This is a genomic window from Paenibacillus radicis (ex Xue et al. 2023) (genome assembly GCF_024722015.1).
In the GTDB taxonomy this organism is placed as follows: Bacteria; Bacillota; Bacilli; order Paenibacillales; family NBRC-103111; genus Paenibacillus_S.
In genome coordinates, this window is record NZ_JANQBD010000017.1 from 156,847 (window position 1) to 175,843 (window position 18,997).

Sequence of the window (18,997 nt, forward strand, 5' to 3'; positions counted from 1 at the left end):
CTTCAAGCAGCTGCTTCTGACACTTTTACAGAACGGCAGCCGGTGTTCCCACGCTTGTGCTTGAGCCTGATGTGCGGGATTGTCCCGCTCCTTTTTTCCCTTGCTGCAATTCATACATTTGATAATACTTGCCGCCTACCGCCATTAACTCATCATGGGTTCCTCGTTCTACAATCTCCCCGCGGTCAAGCACAAGAATTAGATCTGCACTCTTTATTGTCGATAATCGATGAGCGATCACAAAGGTTGTGCGGCCTTTTTTTACAATATCGAGCGCATCTTGAATGACCGCTTCTGTCTCGGTATCGATGTTCGAGGTCGCTTCATCGAGGATAAGAATCGCAGGGTCGAAGGCAAGCGCCCGAGCGAATGAAATCAGCTGGCGCTGTCCTGCGGAAAGCGTGCTGCCCTTCTCAATCACAGGCTCATCAATACCCTTAGGTAAATGGGACAGGGAACGGTCCGCTCCTACATCCCGCAATGCTTTCTCAATACGATCTCTTGTAATTGCCGGGTTGTTGAGCGACACATTAGAAGCAATTGTCCCGGTAAAGAGGAAAGGGTCCTGCAATACGATGCCCATATGGCTGCGCAGTGTTTGGCGAGGTATTCCTCGAATCTCCCTGCCGTCAATCGTGATGCTTCCCGAATCTACATCATAGAACCGGAAGATCAGGTTAAGAATCGAGCTCTTGCCTGAGCCTGTGTGTCCTACAAGTGCCACAGTCTGGCCTTGCCGCGCTTCAAACGATATTCCTTTCAATACAGGCTCACCGTCTTTATAAGAGAACGCGACGTTGTCAAACACAACATTCCCTTTGTAACGAGCCATTTTTTCATCGGAGACATCTTCACCCTCTTCGTCCATTAGAACGAATACACGTTCAGCGCTGACAAAGGCCTGCTCCATGTTCGGAAGCTGGTTGACGATATTAACGATCGGCTGAAACATGCGGTTTAAGAAATCAACGAACGCATAGAGTACTCCAAGGGAAACTCCTCCAACTACGGAGCCAAGCGATATGCCAGAAAAATACCAGATCAATGCGATAAATGCGATATTACGCAAAACGCCTACCAAGTTATGGGAAGTCAAAGAATTCAAATTCAACATTTTGTTCCGGTAATCGAAATACCGCTTATTGAATGCCTCGAATTCCTTCTCCTGCTTCTTCTCTCTGCGAAACGACTGAATAATCGGCATACCCTGAATGGATTCATTAATCATCCCGTTCATTTCCGATAAAGTTGAGCGAATGACCCGATTGTAATTAGCTGCGAATTTCCGGTATATGATGATCCATACCACTAATACGGGAATGATGAGCATACAAATGAGTGCTAAACGTATGTCGAGCAGAAACATAGCGCCGAGAATCGCAAAGATATACAATGTTCCCGAGAAGAAATTCGCAAGTACTGTCACGTACAGCTCCTTGATCGCTTCGGTATCGTTCGTGATCCGCGATACAACTTTACCGGCCGGCAAATTATCAAAATATCGTATCGGAAGTCGGTTTATATGAGCGAACACATCATCCCTCATCCTTTGAATAATACGATTGGCGGAAGCCTGAAGCCAATACCTCTGTCCATAGCTAAACAATGCCGATACTGCAATCAGTGCCAACGATATCAATGCCAGACGAATAACAGACCCAATTTCAGGTTCATAAAATGCAAACAATTGCTCTTTCATAAGCTGCTGTGCATTATATTTCGATACCGTATTATTCTTGGTTATCAACAACTCTAAGGCTCCGTCAGCCTTCAAATTTATTGAACGCTCCCCGTCCTCTTTAATGCCTCCGGGCACAAAGACGAAATCCCGCCCCACTTGAAGGACACGTGCTTCCTTCACCTGCTCGTTCGGCTGTATCCGGTCCCCCCGCTTCCAATAAGCTCCGTTGTAAGCAACACTGTCCACAGCACCAGCATTTACTTCATACCAAGGCTTCTCAATTCCAGCGATATGAACGTCTATAATTCGTTTCGCTATAAAAGGGCCGGTAAGCTCAGTCCCGATTGCAATGGCCAGCATCAGCAATGCCAGCAGAATAGTCTTTTTATAAATTAATGCATATTGCCATAAGCGTAATCCCGGACGCGCTCGCCTTACCGCTTCACGGTCTATTTCCAAATCCAATTCACCACTCATTAATGTTTCCTCCACCTTTCTACTCCAAGCTGTCCGAGCTATACAACAGCAAGCTTCCTTGCCTGCGTCTAAACTGGATTATGCGCCTTCTAACGTTGCTTCTGCCTGCTGCCGCTCCCACTGTTCCCGGTACCAACCGCCTTGAGCCAGCAATTCCTCATGGAATCCTTCCTCAACGATACGCCCTTCATCCATCACGACAATATGCTCAGCATGCCGTACTGCCGACAAACGATGTGAGACGATCAACGTTGTTTTACCAGCACGGGACCGCCGAATATTCGAGATGATTTCTGCTTCAGTCTTGGCATCCACTGCTGATAAAGCATCGTCAAGGATCAAGATTTGTGGATTGCCCAACAGCGCGCGGGCAATGGATACCCTCTGCTTCTGGCCGCCTGAGAGGGCAACTCCCTTCTCGCCTACAAGCGTTTCCAAGCCCTGCGGCAAAAACTCAAGATCTTTACGGAATGCAGAGCATTCAATAGCATCCTCCAATTGATCCTGGTCTCCGTCAGCTTTGGAAAATAATATATTTTCCCGAACGGTACGGGAGAACAGGAACGGATTTTGAGGCACATAGCCGATCCAGCCTTTCAAATCATCAAACGCAATATCCTGAAGCGGCTGTTCTGAGACGGATAACTGCCCTTCTCCTTTCGGATACTCGCGAAGCAGCTGCCTAATAAGCGTCGTTTTTCCACTGCCCGTTCGTCCAACAATGCCCAAAGTCTGACCTCGAAGCAAGTTAATCTTCAAATCACTTAAATTTTTAACTTCCGACGATGGATACTGGAAGGTAACTTGATTGAATTCAATCGAACCGGGTTCTGCCATCCGAATGGGATCAACCGACTCTTCCACATCTGCTTTATAAGATAGAGTTTCGTTTACCCTATCGAGCGACGCATTACCTCGCTGCATAATGTTAATGAGCTCACCAATCGCGAACATCGGCCAAATCAGCATCCCGAGATAAACGTTAAAAGTAACGAGCCCTCCAACCGTCAACTCATTGTGGAACACCAGATAGGCACCGTATACTAAACCCATAAGATAGCTTAAGCCGACAATAATCTTGACCGTAGGATCAAAGAGCGCATCAATTCTCGCTATTGCAATGTTCTTTCCTAATACATCAGAAGTCACATCTCCAAAATTACGTTCTGCTTCACGCTCTTGCACGAATGCACGAATAACACGGGTTCCGGATATCGTCTCAAGCACTCCGTCATTCATGACGCCAAAAGCGTCTTGAGCGGCTTTAAACCGCTTATGAATCCACCCTCCGTATATCTGCATCGTTATAGCCAGAATGGGCAATGGCAGTACTGCCGCCAATGTCAGCTTCCAGGATATGAGAAATCCCATAACACCTATTAAGGTCATGATCCATACTGTAGAGTCAACAAGAGTTAATATACCGAATCCGGCCGTCAACGAGACATCCTTTAAATCGTTAGTGGCACGCGCCATCAAGTCGCCTGTTCGGTTCTTTTCATAGAACGTTGGAGTCATTCGGAGAAGATGCCGCATCAACCGCGATCTTAACAGCCGCTCCACTACGAATGCACCGCCAAACAGACGATACATCCAAATATAAGTGATAAAATAAATGATTACAGCAAGCCCAGCTAATAGAAGAAGCGTGTTCGTAACCAGCCCCCAATCAAGTGCGCCTTGCTGAATGTAGTCGATCATGTCCCCAACGATCTTCGGCGGTATAACCTCTATCAACCCCGCAATAACGAGCAACGGGATCGCAATAGCATACCTTTTCCATTCTAATTTGAAAAACCAACCTAACTTCCCAAGCACTGAAAGCATAATCCTTTTCTCTCCTCTCTCTATGAACAAAAAAACACACGGCGCTACAGCTGTGTGCTTTTTCCTGTTACGGAACGTATAAAGCGCACGCCACGAATGAATCATGACCTGCGCTGTGGTTTCCATCTATGTAAGGCTGACGCTTTCCTCAATTAAGAAACGTCAACACATCCAATTACGGAAGCGGGAGGTCACATTATAGTTATGTTTGCTGAACAGACTAAAATTAGAGCTACGATGATCCATTCTTATTAGTGCTAACATAACGTAATCCCTCCTTCCAAATTCAAACCTTGATCTCAACACTAACAGAACTTTTCAATAAGGGGAATGGAAACTTTGAATATATATGATTATTCCCTCTTGATTAGACTACTTCGTCTTACTTCTTAATTTCAATAGTCGATGTACTCATTAATTCATCTGGAGTGATAACGCCCGATTTCAAATGGATCATTAGTTTAACTTGAACTTTGTAGGTTCCAGGTGGAACCTGACTTCCACGATTATCCAGCAGGTTCCATTCTTCGTTAAATGCAAGCTGCTCATCTATTTTCAAACCTCTTACTATGAGCGCCTCGGTAAATGCTTTATTATTCGACCACCTGTAAACCTCTGCATTATGCTCATCGTAAACAAAAATGTCATATTGTTGCCCGGAGCTGTGCGAAATCTCCAAGTCCTTCCCTGATACGTTTTGAATGGAGAAATCAAGTTTTACTTTTCCATTTTCTTCGAATGACTCCAATGATGTTTTGAAAAGCCCCGCTATCGGTGTTGATAGTTCAGCTTTCTTATTCATGATATCTTTTTCGATTATTGGATCGAGGCTCACTCCTTTTTCTACTTTTATTGGATGCAGCTGTTTGTTTTCATCAGGTTGCTTTTCTACTATCTTCAATTCTAATTTCGACTTCTCTATCGGGGGTTTGCCCGTATTAGGGTGCTGTACATCAGAAAAACCAAATAGTGGCATACATAAAAAAATTACCCCTAACAACAGCTCGTTCACCAAAATGCATCACCTCATAAGTTAGAACGAATTGAATATGAAAATTGTTCCAGTTATAAACATCCGCAGCAAAAAAAATAAATAAACTAAATAAGAATAGTAATATAAGTTTTAATTAACTGTAGTACTTGCACCGGAAATGGCATCTAATTTAGCATTGGGTAATGCTTCGATGAAAGCATTCAAAGCACTGCTGACAAATGAGTCCTTTCGAGTAATGAACTCCGTTTTTATGTGACTGATCGAATCGGGAATCGCATGCATGCGGATAATGCCTTCCTCCTCATGTTTGCGAATGACAGACTTGGGAAGTAGAGAAATACCGAGTCCTGCTGCTATGCCTCCGATAATTGCTTCAAGTGTACCGAACTCCATAATAAGCGGCTGTCTCAACCCGCTGAACTCCAGCCACCGCTCCAGAACATCCCGATAAGAACAGCCTGTGCTGAACACGAGGATCGGTCTAGTAAGAGCCACCTTCAGATCAACTACCGATGAGGCGGACGCTATTATAAGCTCTTCATCGAATACGGGAACGGACTGGAGCTCTGGGTGATCGCATTGGCATCCAATGAATGCCCCGTCCAGCTCGTAGTGGAGTACTTTCTCCATTAGAAATTGCGAATGCCCTGTCGTTAACGATAATTGTACATTCGGGTGCTGCTTGTAATACGAGGCAAGCAGCATAGGCAAGCGGACCGCTGCAGCTGTCTGCGTTGACCCGATCATGAGCGGACCGCTCGGATCGCTGCTTGAGGAAAGGGCTTGGGTCGCCTCGTCCAGCAAGCCGACTATTTTATCCGTGTATGCGAGCAGCATTTTGCCGCTAGATGATAATGTCATTCCCCTATTGTGGCGAAAAAAAAGCACGGAGCCCAGTTCCGATTCCAGCTGTTGAATCCTCGCAGTCACATTGGATTGGACATAGCCCAATCGTAAAGCAGCCTTTGTTATAGAGCCCTCGCGAGCAACCATTTGAAATACTCTCAGATCAGCGCTCTCCATAGTTATAGCCCTCCTTATTCTGTTCGCTCCATATATGAATTAATTCGGTAAAAGTTAGATATCACAAATTATGATAATCAATATCTCTAACAATCATTATACTTAATTCCAAACCTCCATTACAATCAAATCATCACGAATCAGCGGAGGTCTTCATCATGAGTAAATTCAAATATATCAGTCTTATAATACTGACTACCTTTCTAATGGGCATTGCATTTCCAGTCGGAAAAATCGGTATGTCTTATGCTCCTCCTTTCTTTCTGATGGGTATTCGCTTCATACTTGCAGGCGGTTTGCTCGCGATCATAGTAGCCAAGAAACCCCACCCCCGCAGTTGGAAGCAAGGGCTGCAAGCTGCTGTAGTGGGCTTGCTTCAATCCGCCGGGGTGATGGGCTGCGCTTACTACAGCATGCGATGGATAACATCGGGCGAATCCTCCATTATCACCTGTACGAACCCGTTGATTGTCATCGTGCTTGGAACACTGCTTACCGGTGCTGCTTACCGCAGACGCCAATGGCTCGGCGTGGCAGTAGGTTTTATCGGCGTTGTCTTCACCTTCGGCCTTCATATGAACATCCAGCCGGGCACGTTCATAAGCTTCGCAGGCGCCGTCTGCTTCGCTTCGGCCACTTTGCTTATTAAGCGATGGGGACCTGCATTTGATTTATCCGTGCTTGCTTCATATCAGATGTTTGTTGGGGGAGTCGCCTTGCTCATCATAAGTGCCTTTACAGAGCATCCATACTTTATCTTCACCGGCACTTCGGTAACCGTATTATTATTGCTTGTAATTATGTGTTCAATTGTTCAATTCACGGTCTGGTTCAACTTGCTGCGCAGTGGAGATCCCGCGAAAACGAGTGCCTTTCTGTTTTTGGTACCGCTGTTCGGTGTCTTTACAAGCTGGCTACTGCTAGGTGAGACGGTGGAATGGTATGTTGGAGTAGGCGGAGCATTCATATGCGCCGGTATTTTTCTAGTCAATTGGGAGGGTAAGGGAACCAAGGCGGAGAATATGAAAAATCAATTGGCCTAAAGGGGTAAGCCACAGGAGGTTGGTTGTATCTCAGTTTTTAGTGCTAACCAAAAAATCCGCTTCTCACAAGCGGATTTTTCCGATCATATTCCCTCTACTTTATGAAAACCATTTATCCAACTTCTATCTGATGCACTATAACTGACTGCTCCTTAAGCTGGGCCACAATGTCCGGATCGGTTTTCTCATCCGTAATAAGATGCCGTATTTCATCCCATGAAGCGACATGCGCCAAAGATTGCTGCCCGAATTTACTGTAATCAGCCAGTATATAGACTTCATCAGCGATACTGATCATTTTCTGTTTGACTAATGCTTGCAGCTCGTTGAACTCACTTAAGCCGCGCTGCACATGCAGTCCTTTGCAGGATAGAAACGCTTTATCGACATGATAGGTGCTAAGCGAACGTTCAGCTAACGGTCCCACATAAGAAAGCGAACGGGAAGACAACAGCCCGCCGGTGGAAATGACCTTAATCTTCTCTTTCCCGCTTAACTCCATAGCGACTTTGATCGAATTGGTCAGAACGGTTAGCGGCATATCCGGAAGCAACTGCGCCATGTACCAAGCCGAAGAACTGGCATCCAGAATAATGCGGTCATTCTCGTAAACTTGCATGACCGCTTCTTGGGCAATACGCCGCTTCTCATCCGCATTCGTTGTTTCCCGTTCCATGTAAGGTGTTTCCGCCTGAGCCGATTTCATGCTGATGGCTCCGCCATGGCTTCGCAGCAGCTTGCCTTCGCTTTCCAGCTTATCCAAATCACGCCGGATCGTTTCCTCCGTCACTTCGCATATAACGCTTAGCTCAGTTACCCGGATGCTGCCCCGTTCGTTAACAAGCTGTATGATTTTTTGCCATCTTTGCGCTACCAGCATTACAATCCCTCATTTGTATCAAATTACAGACTTATTCCTGAGCAACCGCTTCAAGAACCAATGACCTTTTGGAAGGTAAGGAAAGCTTGCTCCCAATCCTCATTTTGCTCCGGTTGGTACGTATCTACAGGAAATGAATGACGAATAATGTCCCTTGCTTCCTGAATACCGGAAATATGTCCTAGTGCCATATATTGTACAACAAGATTGCCTATTGCACTACCTTCGACTGGCCCCGCCCAAACCGGACGCCCAATTGCATTTGCTGTAAATTGGCATAAAAGTCGGTTATTAATTCCTCCGCCCACCATATGCAGCCCATTAAAGCGCTCCTTGCCTACCAAGCTCTCCGTGCGCTCCAGCACAACGCGATATTGCAGAGATAAGCTTTCCAGCACTATACGGATAATCTCTCCTGGTGTTTGTGGCACATATTGACCTGTACGGCTGCAATAGGCTTGGATCTGTTCTGGCATATGCACCGGGTTCAGAAATGCTGCATCGTCAGGATCTATGAACGCTGCGAAAGGTTTGGCCTGGTCTGCCAGCTCAACAAGCTGAGGAAAGGTTAATCCGAGACCTGCCTTATCCCAAGCTCGCTTACATTCCTGAACCAGCCACAGCCCCATAATATTACGAAGCAAGCGGAACGTACCGTTAACTCCGCCTTCATTGGTGAAATTCCAATCCAATGCCTGCTTCGTCAACACAGGCTCCTTCACCTCGGTACCGAGCAGCGACCAGGTGCCGCAGCTCAGATAGGCAAAATGCTCCTCGGACGCAGGAACAGCCGCGACAGCTGACGCCGTGTCATGCTCGCCCACGGCGATTACCGGTATTGCCGGTACGCCCAGCTCAGCGCATACCTCAGCGGATAGCGAGCCTGCGCTGGTGCCAGCCGCAACCGGAGGCAGCAGAATCGATGCCGGCAGCCTTAGCTGCTCCAGCAGCAAGGAGTCCCACTTGCCCGTACGAGCATTCAACAGCTGCGTCGTGGAGGCATTCGTGCCTTCGCTCAGCATGATGCCGGTCAAAAAGTACCGCAGCAGATCAGGAATCATCAGCAGCTTATCGGCTTGCTGAAGCTGCAGTGATTCATTCTTCTTTAAGGCATACAGCTGATAAATAGTATTGAACGGCAGAAACTGGATGCCTGTCGAGTCAAATAGTTCCTCACGGCTGATCAGCGTTTCGACCTCTTCCATCATGCCTTCGGTATGATGATCGCGGTAATGATACGGATTGCCGAGCAGTTGGCCCGAGGCATCGAGCAAGCCGAAATCGACCGCCCACGAGTCGATTGCCAAGCTTTCTACGGCATGATGCCCCGCATGCCCGGCCTTCACAATACCCTGCTTAATTTCGTGAAGCAGGCGCAAAATATCCCAGTGCAGGTGCTTGCCCACCTGCACCGGATCGTTCGGGAAGCGATGGATCTCCTCAACGGTAAGACGGCGGGGGGCACCCGCGCGGTCTTCACCGTCTCTCAGAGGCTCCAGCTTCCCAATAACTGCACGCCCGCTGCTCGCGCCCAGATCGAACGCGAGCACTGTCGCCGCATCGTTGCTGCTGCGGCTTACCAACTGGCTCCGCCTTTGCCGCGAGCCAGGATGCTTTCTCCATATCCGCTTTGCAGATATGCCTTCATCGGATCAGCAGGCACTCCTTGCTCTTCACGCAACGATACCAATAGTGGAGTCACGTCAATTTCATAAGCGGAACGAACTGCATTCTCAGCAGCCAGAACATCCTGACGTTCCTGTGCTTCGCGTACTTCTTCCAAATTCACTAGCAGCGCTTTCGCGTATTGAGTTTGAACATTTAACACTGAACGAAGCATAGCTGGAATTTTGGGCTCAATAGCGTGGCTTTGGTCGATCATATAAGCAATTTGTTCAGCTGTATGACGAATTCCCGCGTTCGGATCTGCCGCAGCTTCAAGAATTTGATAGAAAATAAGGAATAATTCATAAGGGTTAACTGAACCAACAATCAGATCATCATCGGCATATTTACGACTGTTAAAGTGGAAGCCGCCCAGCTTCTGTTCATCCAGCAAGTACGCTACAATATGCTCAACATTGGTACCTTGGGCATGGTGACCCGTATCGACCAATACTTGAGCTTGAGGCCCAAGCTTGTTAGCCATGTTGAAAGCCATTCCCCAATCAGCAAGATCGGTATGATAGAACGCAGGCTCGAAAAATTTGTATTCAATCAGCATCCGCATATTCGGATTCATGGCTTGATACATTTCTGACAGTGCTTCATGCATCCATGCTTTGCGTTTACGAATATCGGCTTGACCCGGATAGTTTGTACCATCTGCAAACCATAAGCTAAACGCATCTGAGCCAACAGTTTTGCCGATCTGTACGCATTCGAGCAGGTGATCCGTTGCTTTACGGCGGATAGCTGCATTAGAGTTAGTGACGCTGCCGAAAATATATTCATCCTCTTGGAACAAGTTCGGGTTAACGGCTCCAATTCTCACGCCAAGCGAATCCGCATGTTTCTTTAATTTGTCGTAATCATCAACCTTATCCCATGGAATATGAATAGCTACAGAAGGACAAATTCCTGTGTATTTATGAACCTGTGCCGCGTCTTCGAACTTTTCGAACGGATCACGGGGTACTCCAACCGCTTTGAATACTTTAAAACGAGTTCCTGAATCACCGTATCCCCAAGAAGGCGTTTCCACTTCAATGGTTTTCAGCTTCTTTTTCACTTGCTCAAGGTCGATCCCTCTATTTTTTTGCTGCTCTTCAAAAATCGCATAAGCGCGGTCCTGTAATGTCATGGCTAAGCTCCTCCTAATGGTCTGTTCCTGTATTCATCTTCCAAAAAAATGAAGTAAGTAAAGTATAAAAACATGTCCTAAGCGGATCCCACTAACCGAAGTAGCCTATAGCCGTCATTAACGCATTTGCTGGTTGTGTCGCATCCAAGCGGCTGTATTGAACAATAATCGGAACAGAGCTTTCCAGGCTGATGGCATAAGGCACTCCAACTGGAATAGTTTCCCCATTTTTGGATAGCAAGCTTGTGCGGATATGCCGAGTTCGTCGTCCTGGAACAGTCGCCAAAATATCTTCAATAGGCTCTCTGTCTTCAAAATAAATCGTAACCCGAATATCCGCATCCTCCGTTAAACAATTCAACACACAGATGGATTCATGGCTTTCCAACTCTCCACTGCTATGTGGAGGAATATAGGCGTCAGGAATGTACCAAGAAGTACGGCCTTTTGCATGAGAGCCTTCTACTGTCATTGTTCATTAGCCTCCTAATATATAGTTTCCTTATGCAAAAGATTGCGTATCCCACAGCATTCAAGCAATGGGATACGCCACCTTCTAGTAGTACCTTGCTCCGTTTCTTGCTGTTATCTAGTAAATGCCGCAGGAACGCCGCCATCCACGGTCATCATGCATCCCGTTGTTTTCTCTGCCTTGGAAGAAGCGAAGAATGCGATTGCGTCAGCAATGTCTTGAGGATAGATGTTCACAAGCAAAGTTGTTCTTTTACGATAGTACTCTTCAAGCTGATCCGGTTCGATATTGTAAGCAGCAGCTCTCTCATTACGCCAGCCTGAATTCCAAATTGCCGAGCCTTGCAGAATCGCATCCGGCAGTACGGAGTTAACACGAATTCCGAACTCCCCGCCTTCTGCAGCGATGCAGCGGGCCAAATGTACCTCAGCGGCTTTTGCAGTGCTGTACGCTGATGCATTCTTCCCTGCATAAATCGAGTTTTTGGAGCCTACAAACACCATATTACCGCCAATCGACTGCTGTTTCATAAGACGGAAGGCCTCTCTTGCAATCAGGAAATAACCAGTTGCAAGAACGTTCATGTTCAGGTTCCACTCTTTTAACGAGGTTTGGTCAAAAGGACTTGAGGTTGCCAAACCTGCATTGTTAACCACGATGTCTACGCCACCGTATGCCAATATGGATTGGCGGAATGCAGCAGCCACTTGCTCTTCATCCGTCACGTCAATCTTCACAGCTGTAACTCTTGCCTCACCGTACTGGGCATTCAACTCCTGAGCCAGCTTCTCGGCGCCTTCGATATTCAGATCCGCGATTACTACATGAGCGCCGTCCTTCAAAAATTGACGGCAAGTTGCGCTTCCGATACCGCCAGCGCCTCCTGTAATGAAAGCAACCTTACGTGAGAACTCAGCTTCGGCAGGCGCTAATGACAGCTTATACAGCTCCAGTGGCCAGTATTCCACATTGTACGACTCATTTTCGCTAAGTGAAACGAATTGCCCCAATGCCGTAGCCCCACGCATAACGGAGATTGCACGATGATATAATGCTCCGCTAACTTTGGACATAGACCAGCTTTTGCCTGTATTGATCATCCCTACGCCAGGAATAAGAATAACGCGTGGAGCTGATTCGAAGATTTGGTCGCCATCATTGCAATTGCGTTGGAAATAAGCTTGGTATTCCGCTTTGTAAGCTTCAACACCGCTTTTAACCGCTGCTGTCAATGCTGTCACATCTCCTGAAGCGGGGTCCCACTCCACGAACAAAGGCTTCATCTTTGTATGAACGAGATGATCCGGGCAAGCTGCTCCTACTTGAGACAAGCTCGCAGCATCCTTGCTGTTAACGAATTGCAACACATCTGCTGCGTCATCGTAAGTTAAAATCATCTTTTTCTCATTGCTTACAGCGCCACGAATGACCGGCATAATCTGAACAGCAATTTGTTGTCTTTCTTCAGCTGACAATGCTTGATACTTAGCTCCGCCGAACAACGTTTCCTCTTTCACTTTAGCTTCGATAAAGTCTTCTGCCTCTTGAATAACTGCTAGCGTTTTTAAGTAACTAGCTTCAGACGTATCGCCCCATGTAACAAGACCATGCTTCTCCATCAGCACTAGCTCCGCTTTCGGGTTAGCGAGAACGCCTTGTGCAATCATTCTAGACAAGCTGAATCCTGGGCGGATGTAAGGTACCCATACGAAACGGTCTCCATAAATTTCTTTGGCCAGCTCTTTACCGTTATCAGCACAACATAAGCTTATAATTGCATCTGGATGTGTATGGTCAACATGCTTGAATGGAAGAAATGCATGCAATAATGTTTCGATGGAAGCACGAGGATGCTTGCTATCAACCATGCAATGGCCCAAATAAGCTACCATTTCTTCATCACTCATTGTTTCTCTCTCAAATAAAGGACGAATATCCTCCAAATTCAAACCTGTGAAATTGCCTGCTTTCATTGTAGCCAAGTCAGAACCGCTGCCTTTAACATACATAACCTCGATTGATCTGCCGCGGAAATCTGTTATTGTTGTTTTCGTTGAAGTATTGCCCCCGCCCCAGTTCGCAACCGAACGGTCAGTTCCTAACAGATTAGAACGATAAACTAGCTCTTCAAGCCCCCCTGTCAGTTGTGAAGCTTTGCTGTTGTTCCATAAATTGGATGGCATTGTTTGATTTCCTCCCGAATAGTTTTGGTTAATATTGTTTTATGATAGATTCATCATATCATATGTCTGTTTATTTTTGTATATGTATTTTTATTTTTGTTTTTAGTCCGTATTCTGCGATATTTTTGTAGTATAATTTGCTTTGCTTCATTAAATTAACATTATAATATCCCCCTATTAAACTATCTCTATACAAGAACCTCCGGTTCATACTCATACTCTAATATAATATGAAAAGCTTCTAATCGAAGCCCTTTCGAGGAAGATACAAACGTGTCTTAGCGGTGGCTTTTCTTGCAATAATAGAAAGGTGAACCCCCGGTTCGAACTTATACTTTCTAAATATTATTAAAAAAAACTACGCAGTCCGCCTTACCAGCAGATTGCATAGCCTTTTTGATTACATCTATTTATTGAATCATTTTTCTCTTCTGTTATTAGGATGGTAATTGCATTTCATTAAAGAGCGGCTGCAAACTGCCGGCCAAACTCTTTACACTGCTCTTTCTCTTCATTAGAAGGAGTCAACTCAATTTTCAAGCCTTCGAGAACAACCTCAGCTCCCAATTCCTTTAGCTTAGAAACCAGAGTATCAACCGCTGCACCATATTCCGAATAGGAGGAATCGCATGAACCGAAAGCGGCCGATTTTTTATTAGTCAGATCTATATCATCCATCTCTTCATATAAATCAAGGAACTCATCGGGCAAGTCACCGTCTCCCCAAGTGTACGCACCTAATACAACGCCATCATATTCAGTCAGCTCAGATGCACTTGCGTCCATCGAAGACTTCAAAGTTATTTCATGACCAGCTTCACGAATTCCATCTGCAATCGCTTCTGCCATTTCTTCTGTATTGCCCGTCATACTTGCAAAAACTACTATTACGTTTGCCATCTTTTCCGCTCCTCTTAATGAATGATTATAATGTTGTGTTAAAACTCCATTTACAAACAAGGCAGATATTAAGAATGTATTCGATAACGATTCTCACTTTATTGATAATGATTATCAATTTCATTTGTTAATTTAATACATCTGCATGGGAATGTCAAGCTTCAATTAAAAAATAATAAAGATGTAGCTCATCATAGCCATGCTTCATCCAAGAAAGTCAATGAAATAGCGGAAGTATTATTCCTCTGTCACCTGAAAAGCTCAAAAAATAGAGAGACAACGGAACAGCTGATTCCGTTATCTCTCTATTTTTATACAAAGCTTGCCTATTCGCCCAACATAACGGAATTCCGCCTTCCGCTATCGCCTTATATTGGAGGCTGCAGATGGAATAGCGGAAATCTCCGTTCCGTTCAAACTGGCCGTTAGCTTATTCCATCCATTTCATTCAATTAGTCAAATAATTACTATTCCGAGTCTGTTGTTGATATATGCCCTTGGTTGTTTTGGATTAAGCTCACAACCTCATCATAATCTTTTTCATTAACCTGCACCGCTAAAACATAATGAAAACGCTCAAGCTCATCATCCTCACCATCTAGTGAAACTCCTAGTAAAGGTGCATACTCCCCACTGCTCTCCGCATAAACTATAGCTCCAGAACCGCCCGTTCCTGAAGGTGCGATGCCTGCGCCAAGCGGCACAACCAGCTCGCTGTTACCAGACATGCCATCTTCTTGAATCACTCCGATTTCCAGCATTTCAGTATCATACTTTTGCAGTAAGATTCTAACATCCTCTGCTTCATTCTCTGTCCGAAAGTAAGCTTGAATGGATTTTATCATAGTCAATCTCTCCTTTACCTGAAGTTTGGATACACCATCTTTTTACCCATAAAGGAGATCTTGAATACATATTTAAGCCTAATGTGAAAAAATTATAATAGATCTTCGCCTATTTAAACTATTATAAAATTATTCTTATACTATTATAGTTGTGTTTTGCAACAGGATCTTTTATAATCATCCTTACGACTAAAAATGGAGTGACATAACTTGACGTTAATTGACGTGGATCGACTACATACGCTAGGCCAATTTTTAAAAACAGCACGCACCAAGCTAAACCCTGACACCGCCGGCTTTACCGGAGGAGGACGCAGACGAACACCTGGACTTCGACGTGAAGAAGTCGCTCAGCTTGCAGATGTGAGCACCACCTGGTACACATGGTTGGAGCAAGGTCGCAATATCCAGGTATCTGCTCTTGTATTGGATCGAATTGCTACAGCACTTCAGTTAAGCACTGCCGATCGCAGCTATTTATTTACAATGGCTCTGAAGCAAACCTCCTCCATTTTTAATGAATCTCCGCCGGTCATTGATCCGACGCTGCAGCGTATTCTTGATTACTTATGCCCCTGTCCAGCCTTTATCGCTGACCGGAGATGCGATATCATCGGGTGGAATAAAGCTGCCAGTATAATTTTTGGAGACATAGGTCCTTTCAGCAGAGAGGATAGAAATATTGTGTGGCTTTCCTTTATGAAACCTGAAGTTCGGGAAATGGTTGTGAATTGGGAGGATTTTGCGAAGGATTTTCTTACGATATTCCGCAACTATCAAGGACAGTATCATGGCGATCCATGGTATGACGAGTTTATCCAGCATTGCGGTCAAATCAACCCCATGTTCAAACAGCTGTGGCAGAGAAGCGAGCTCCCGGCCGTCCCCAAAACATTGCGTGAGATCAATCACCCTAATGCCGGCAGCATGAGATTCGAACTCACTTCTTTTCAAGTTTATGCTCGTGCCGATCTGCGCTGCTGTGTGTACACTCCATTGCCGGACACTGAGACGGAAGCGAAGCTGGAGCAGCTGCTTACAGCGGTTAGTTAGCCTTATTCGGATTAACGTTGCACGGTTTAAGCTCGACCCGATATTAATTTTGTAACCATATTTGTTATTTGTTCAATTAACTTAAATAAAAACCAGTCCTACACTAATTAAAGTGTTAGGCTGGTTTTTTTCTTGCATTTCTTTGCAAAAAAGTTGACAAAGAGCCCCAATACGAATATGATCATTTTATCGAATTGAATGAATGATTCATTCATTTACATGAAGGAGGAGTTTTACAAGCATGATGACCGATTCCAAGGATCACCTTCGGGACGAACGAAGAGAACAGATCAAGCGGGCAGCGCTCAAAGTATTTGCACAACGCGGCTTGATAGGTACCAAGATGAACATGATAGCCAGAGAAGCGCAGATCAGTGACGGCCTCTCGTACCGTTATTTCAAATCTAAGGAAGAAATCCTTACTGAACTTATTAAGGAGGCTATTGAGGGCTCTAACGAAGCGTTTGCTCTTATCACGAATATGCCTGGATCGCCAATTGAAAAAGTTCGGACCTTAACCAATGAGATTTTGCAGGAGGATAATCATCACTTCATTCTGATGCAGCAGGTGATGTTAGCTGATGAGCTGCCGAATGAAGTTGTAGAGCTGCTTAAGACGCACGACTCCGCGGCGATGATCAATACGTTGACCGCCATAATCGCAAAGGGGCAGCATTCTGGAGAATTCGTTGAAGGCAATCCGAAAGAGCTTGCCATGTGGTATTTGACATCTCTCGTCGGCCTGATGAATATACAAAAGATAGATATTGAAGGCTACCAGCTGCCTGATGCCGATTTCATGATGCGCTTGATTGTGAAGCCTAATCCTATATAGAAAGCAGGTTTATACATGAAAAAGGACATGACGAACAAAACCTTAATCTTGATCGGGTTGCTGCTTGGCCTCGTCTTCTCGGAACTCGATCAAACAGCTGTCTCAACAGCATTACCTACAATTATCCGCGATCTGCACGGGTTGGCGCTCTTCGGCTGGGTAGCGGGAATTTATATGCTGTCAATCACAATCTTCATGCCAATCTTCGGCAAGCTGGCCGATCTCTATGGTCGCAAACGGATTTATCTGCTCTGTGTCGCGCTTTTCATAGCAGGCTCCATTCTATGCGGACTAGCGAACTCGATGACAACATTGCTTATAGGCAGAGGCATACAAGGGATCGGAGCCGGAGGACTTATGCCGCTCGCCATGATTATTATCGGAGACTCGTTCCCTCTCGAACAACGGGCGAAGGTACAGAGCTTGGTCGGCCCGATGCTGATTTTACCGCAGCTGCTAGGACCGACAGTAGGTGGTTATTTCGTCAGCCATATGAACTGGCACTGGATATTTCTGATCAACATCCCGGTAGGGCTGGTTGCAGCCTTTTTCGTCGCCAAAGGTCTGCGTGAATCCGTGAGTTCAGAGAAGAAGCAGATAGACTGGGCTGGAGCATGCACGCTCGTCCTCTCTATGCTGGCTTTACTTTTCGCGCCGGTGCTAATAGATGTAGCAGGCTATACATGGTCTTCTCCCGTCATAATCGCCTTGCTGGCATTATCAGGCGTATTGATCGCCCTGTTCATCCGCATCGAATCGAAGGCTGCAGATCCGATCATTCCGCTTCAGTTGTTCCGTAACCGCTCGGTTGTAGTTCTATCGCTTATCGTCTTCATAACGATGCTTGGAGTTATGGGAGGCATGTCCGGGTTTCCCTTCTTCGCTCAGAACGTGATGGGCATGACTCCTACTGCTTCCGGCTATCTGATGTTAGCCTTCATGGCAGGTGCGATCCCTGCGAGCATATTATGCGGATTCCTGATCACTAAGATTCCTTACAAGCATCTGTTTGTTTCTTCATTTGTCCTGCCCGTTGCCGGTTATCTGGTACTGTCTAGAATCGACGTGAGCACAACCGTACTGTATGTAATCATTGCATTCTTCATATTGGGATTGGGTATTGGCGTATTATTCGGTAGCGACAACCTGATCGTACAGGAAACGGTGGATAAGGAGCATACAGGGGTTGGTGTTGCCACCGTACAGCTGTTCCAATCGCTTGGTGCCACTCTTGGATTCAGCATCTTCGGCAGTCTGCTCTCCCGCAACATTCATAACGGTATCGACCAATTATCCGATCAGTTCCCAGCAGGAACATCGGACTCCATCATGAACGGGGGGATACCGGAAGGGATACCGGCAGACTTGCTGCTTCAGATCAAAACTGTATTCGCCGGAGCGTTCCAGCAAATGTTTATGATAGGAACACTTTTTGCCATTGCAGTATTTATTATATGCTGGTTCATGAAGAAGGAAGTGCTAACCCCTCAGCAGAACCCCACGCATACAGTTATGCCTGGTGAGACAGTATAAGTTATTCATACTAAGGATTACTTTCATTGAGTACATTCTGTCGTTACATGATGTTGTAATTGCGAATCGCGCCCTTTAAGAACGAATATGATGTCATCTCATTCGATTACCCGGGAAATAAGCAAATACGAATAAGAGGCTGTCCCAAAAAGGTATCAGTGAATGAATCAGTCCCAAACTATGTACAAAGACGCCTCCAAACCACCATGTAAGTGGAAATGGAAGCGTCTTTTTTGTAGGAAAATTCCCATCAGAGTGGGGGTTCTAAAATCCAAAAATGAGTCCTGCCGCTTTTTGGATGTGCTTAAGTGATGGGGCGAGAAGCGATGTTCAAAGGCTGCTTTCAATCTAGAGGAGACCATGATTTGTCGTGGCCGCTGCGGAAGGAAAGAAAATAGATGGAAATTGTAACGCTAATCCAGCATGGATATCGCCTGAAATCAATCTA

At 45.6% G+C, this 18,997-nt stretch carries 15 protein-coding genes; 4 read left to right on the forward strand and 11 right to left on the reverse strand.

Going from position 1 to position 18,997, the window contains the following annotated elements; genetic code table 11:
* Positions 1-25: 25 nt before the first annotated feature.
* The 4 genes from NV381_RS22850 to NV381_RS22865 form a co-directional block, all read right to left on the reverse strand.
* The gene (locus tag NV381_RS22850) at positions 26-2,158 is read right to left on the reverse strand and encodes an ABC transporter ATP-binding protein (RefSeq protein ID WP_308862154.1); all 2,133 of its coding nucleotides are present in this window, start codon (positions 2,156-2,158) and stop codon (positions 26-28) included.
* Positions 2,159-2,236: 78 nt separating this feature from the next.
* Positions 2,237-3,985, reverse strand: coding sequence for an ABC transporter ATP-binding protein (locus NV381_RS22855; protein WP_258215600.1), 1,749 nt, complete (start codon positions 3,983-3,985; stop codon positions 2,237-2,239).
* A gap of 382 nt (positions 3,986-4,367) precedes the next feature.
* Positions 4,368-4,997, reverse strand: a complete 630-nt coding sequence (locus NV381_RS22860; RefSeq protein WP_258215601.1) for a BsuPI-related putative proteinase inhibitor — start codon at positions 4,995-4,997, stop codon at positions 4,368-4,370.
* Positions 4,998-5,108: 111 nt separating this feature from the next.
* Positions 5,109-6,002, reverse strand: coding sequence for a LysR family transcriptional regulator (locus NV381_RS22865; RefSeq protein WP_258215602.1), 894 nt, complete (start codon positions 6,000-6,002; stop codon positions 5,109-5,111).
* A gap of 158 nt (positions 6,003-6,160) precedes the next feature.
* Here NV381_RS22865 and NV381_RS22870 point away from each other — a divergent pair, with 158 nt between their 5' ends.
* On the forward strand, positions 6,161-7,045 hold the full coding sequence (locus tag NV381_RS22870; RefSeq protein ID WP_258215603.1) for a DMT family transporter: 885 nt from the start codon (positions 6,161-6,163) through the stop codon (positions 7,043-7,045).
* 112 nt (positions 7,046-7,157) lie between these two features.
* Here the strand turns inward: NV381_RS22870 and NV381_RS22875 are convergent, their stop codons facing one another.
* From NV381_RS22875 to NV381_RS22905, 7 genes are all read right to left on the reverse strand, one after another.
* Positions 7,158-7,925, reverse strand: coding sequence for a DeoR/GlpR family DNA-binding transcription regulator (locus tag NV381_RS22875; protein WP_258215604.1), 768 nt, complete (start codon positions 7,923-7,925; stop codon positions 7,158-7,160).
* A 50-nt stretch (positions 7,926-7,975) separates the two neighbouring features.
* Entirely contained in the window at positions 7,976-9,508 is a 1,533-nt protein-coding gene (locus tag NV381_RS22880; protein WP_258215605.1) for a rhamnulokinase, read from the reverse strand.
* A complete protein-coding gene (gene rhaI, locus NV381_RS22885; RefSeq protein ID WP_258215606.1) occupies positions 9,502-10,728 on the reverse strand; it encodes an L-rhamnose isomerase in 1,227 nt (408 codons plus the stop codon). The genes NV381_RS22880 and rhaI overlap by 7 nt, the downstream gene beginning before the upstream one ends.
* A 91-nt stretch (positions 10,729-10,819) precedes the next feature.
* Complete coding sequence (locus tag NV381_RS22890) at positions 10,820-11,200, reverse strand: sensory rhodopsin transducer (protein WP_258215607.1); 381 nt, start codon at positions 11,198-11,200, stop codon at positions 10,820-10,822.
* A gap of 113 nt (positions 11,201-11,313) precedes the next feature.
* Positions 11,314-13,383, reverse strand: coding sequence for a bifunctional aldolase/short-chain dehydrogenase (locus NV381_RS22895; RefSeq protein ID WP_258215608.1), 2,070 nt, complete (start codon positions 13,381-13,383; stop codon positions 11,314-11,316).
* Between the two features lie 459 nt (positions 13,384-13,842).
* Positions 13,843-14,283, reverse strand: coding sequence for a flavodoxin (locus NV381_RS22900; RefSeq protein WP_258215609.1), 441 nt, complete (start codon positions 14,281-14,283; stop codon positions 13,843-13,845).
* A 467-nt stretch (positions 14,284-14,750) separates the two neighbouring features.
* Positions 14,751-15,128, reverse strand: coding sequence for a hypothetical protein (locus NV381_RS22905; RefSeq protein WP_258215610.1), 378 nt, complete (start codon positions 15,126-15,128; stop codon positions 14,751-14,753).
* Positions 15,129-15,338: 210 nt separating this feature from the next.
* On the opposite strand from NV381_RS22905, the gene NV381_RS22910 reads away from it, so the two are divergent.
* The 3 genes from NV381_RS22910 (at position 15,339) to NV381_RS22920 (ending at position 18,549) form a co-directional block, all read left to right on the forward strand.
* A complete protein-coding gene (locus NV381_RS22910) occupies positions 15,339-16,181 on the forward strand; it encodes a helix-turn-helix transcriptional regulator (RefSeq protein WP_258215611.1) in 843 nt (280 codons plus the stop codon).
* Positions 16,182-16,422: 241 nt separating this feature from the next.
* Entirely contained in the window at positions 16,423-17,016 is a 594-nt protein-coding gene (locus NV381_RS22915; RefSeq protein ID WP_258215612.1) for a TetR/AcrR family transcriptional regulator, read from the forward strand.
* Between the two features lie 15 nt (positions 17,017-17,031).
* The gene (locus NV381_RS22920; RefSeq protein ID WP_258215613.1) at positions 17,032-18,549 is read left to right on the forward strand and encodes an MDR family MFS transporter; all 1,518 of its coding nucleotides are present in this window, start codon (positions 17,032-17,034) and stop codon (positions 18,547-18,549) included.
* The last annotated feature ends 448 nt before the right edge of the window (positions 18,550-18,997 follow it).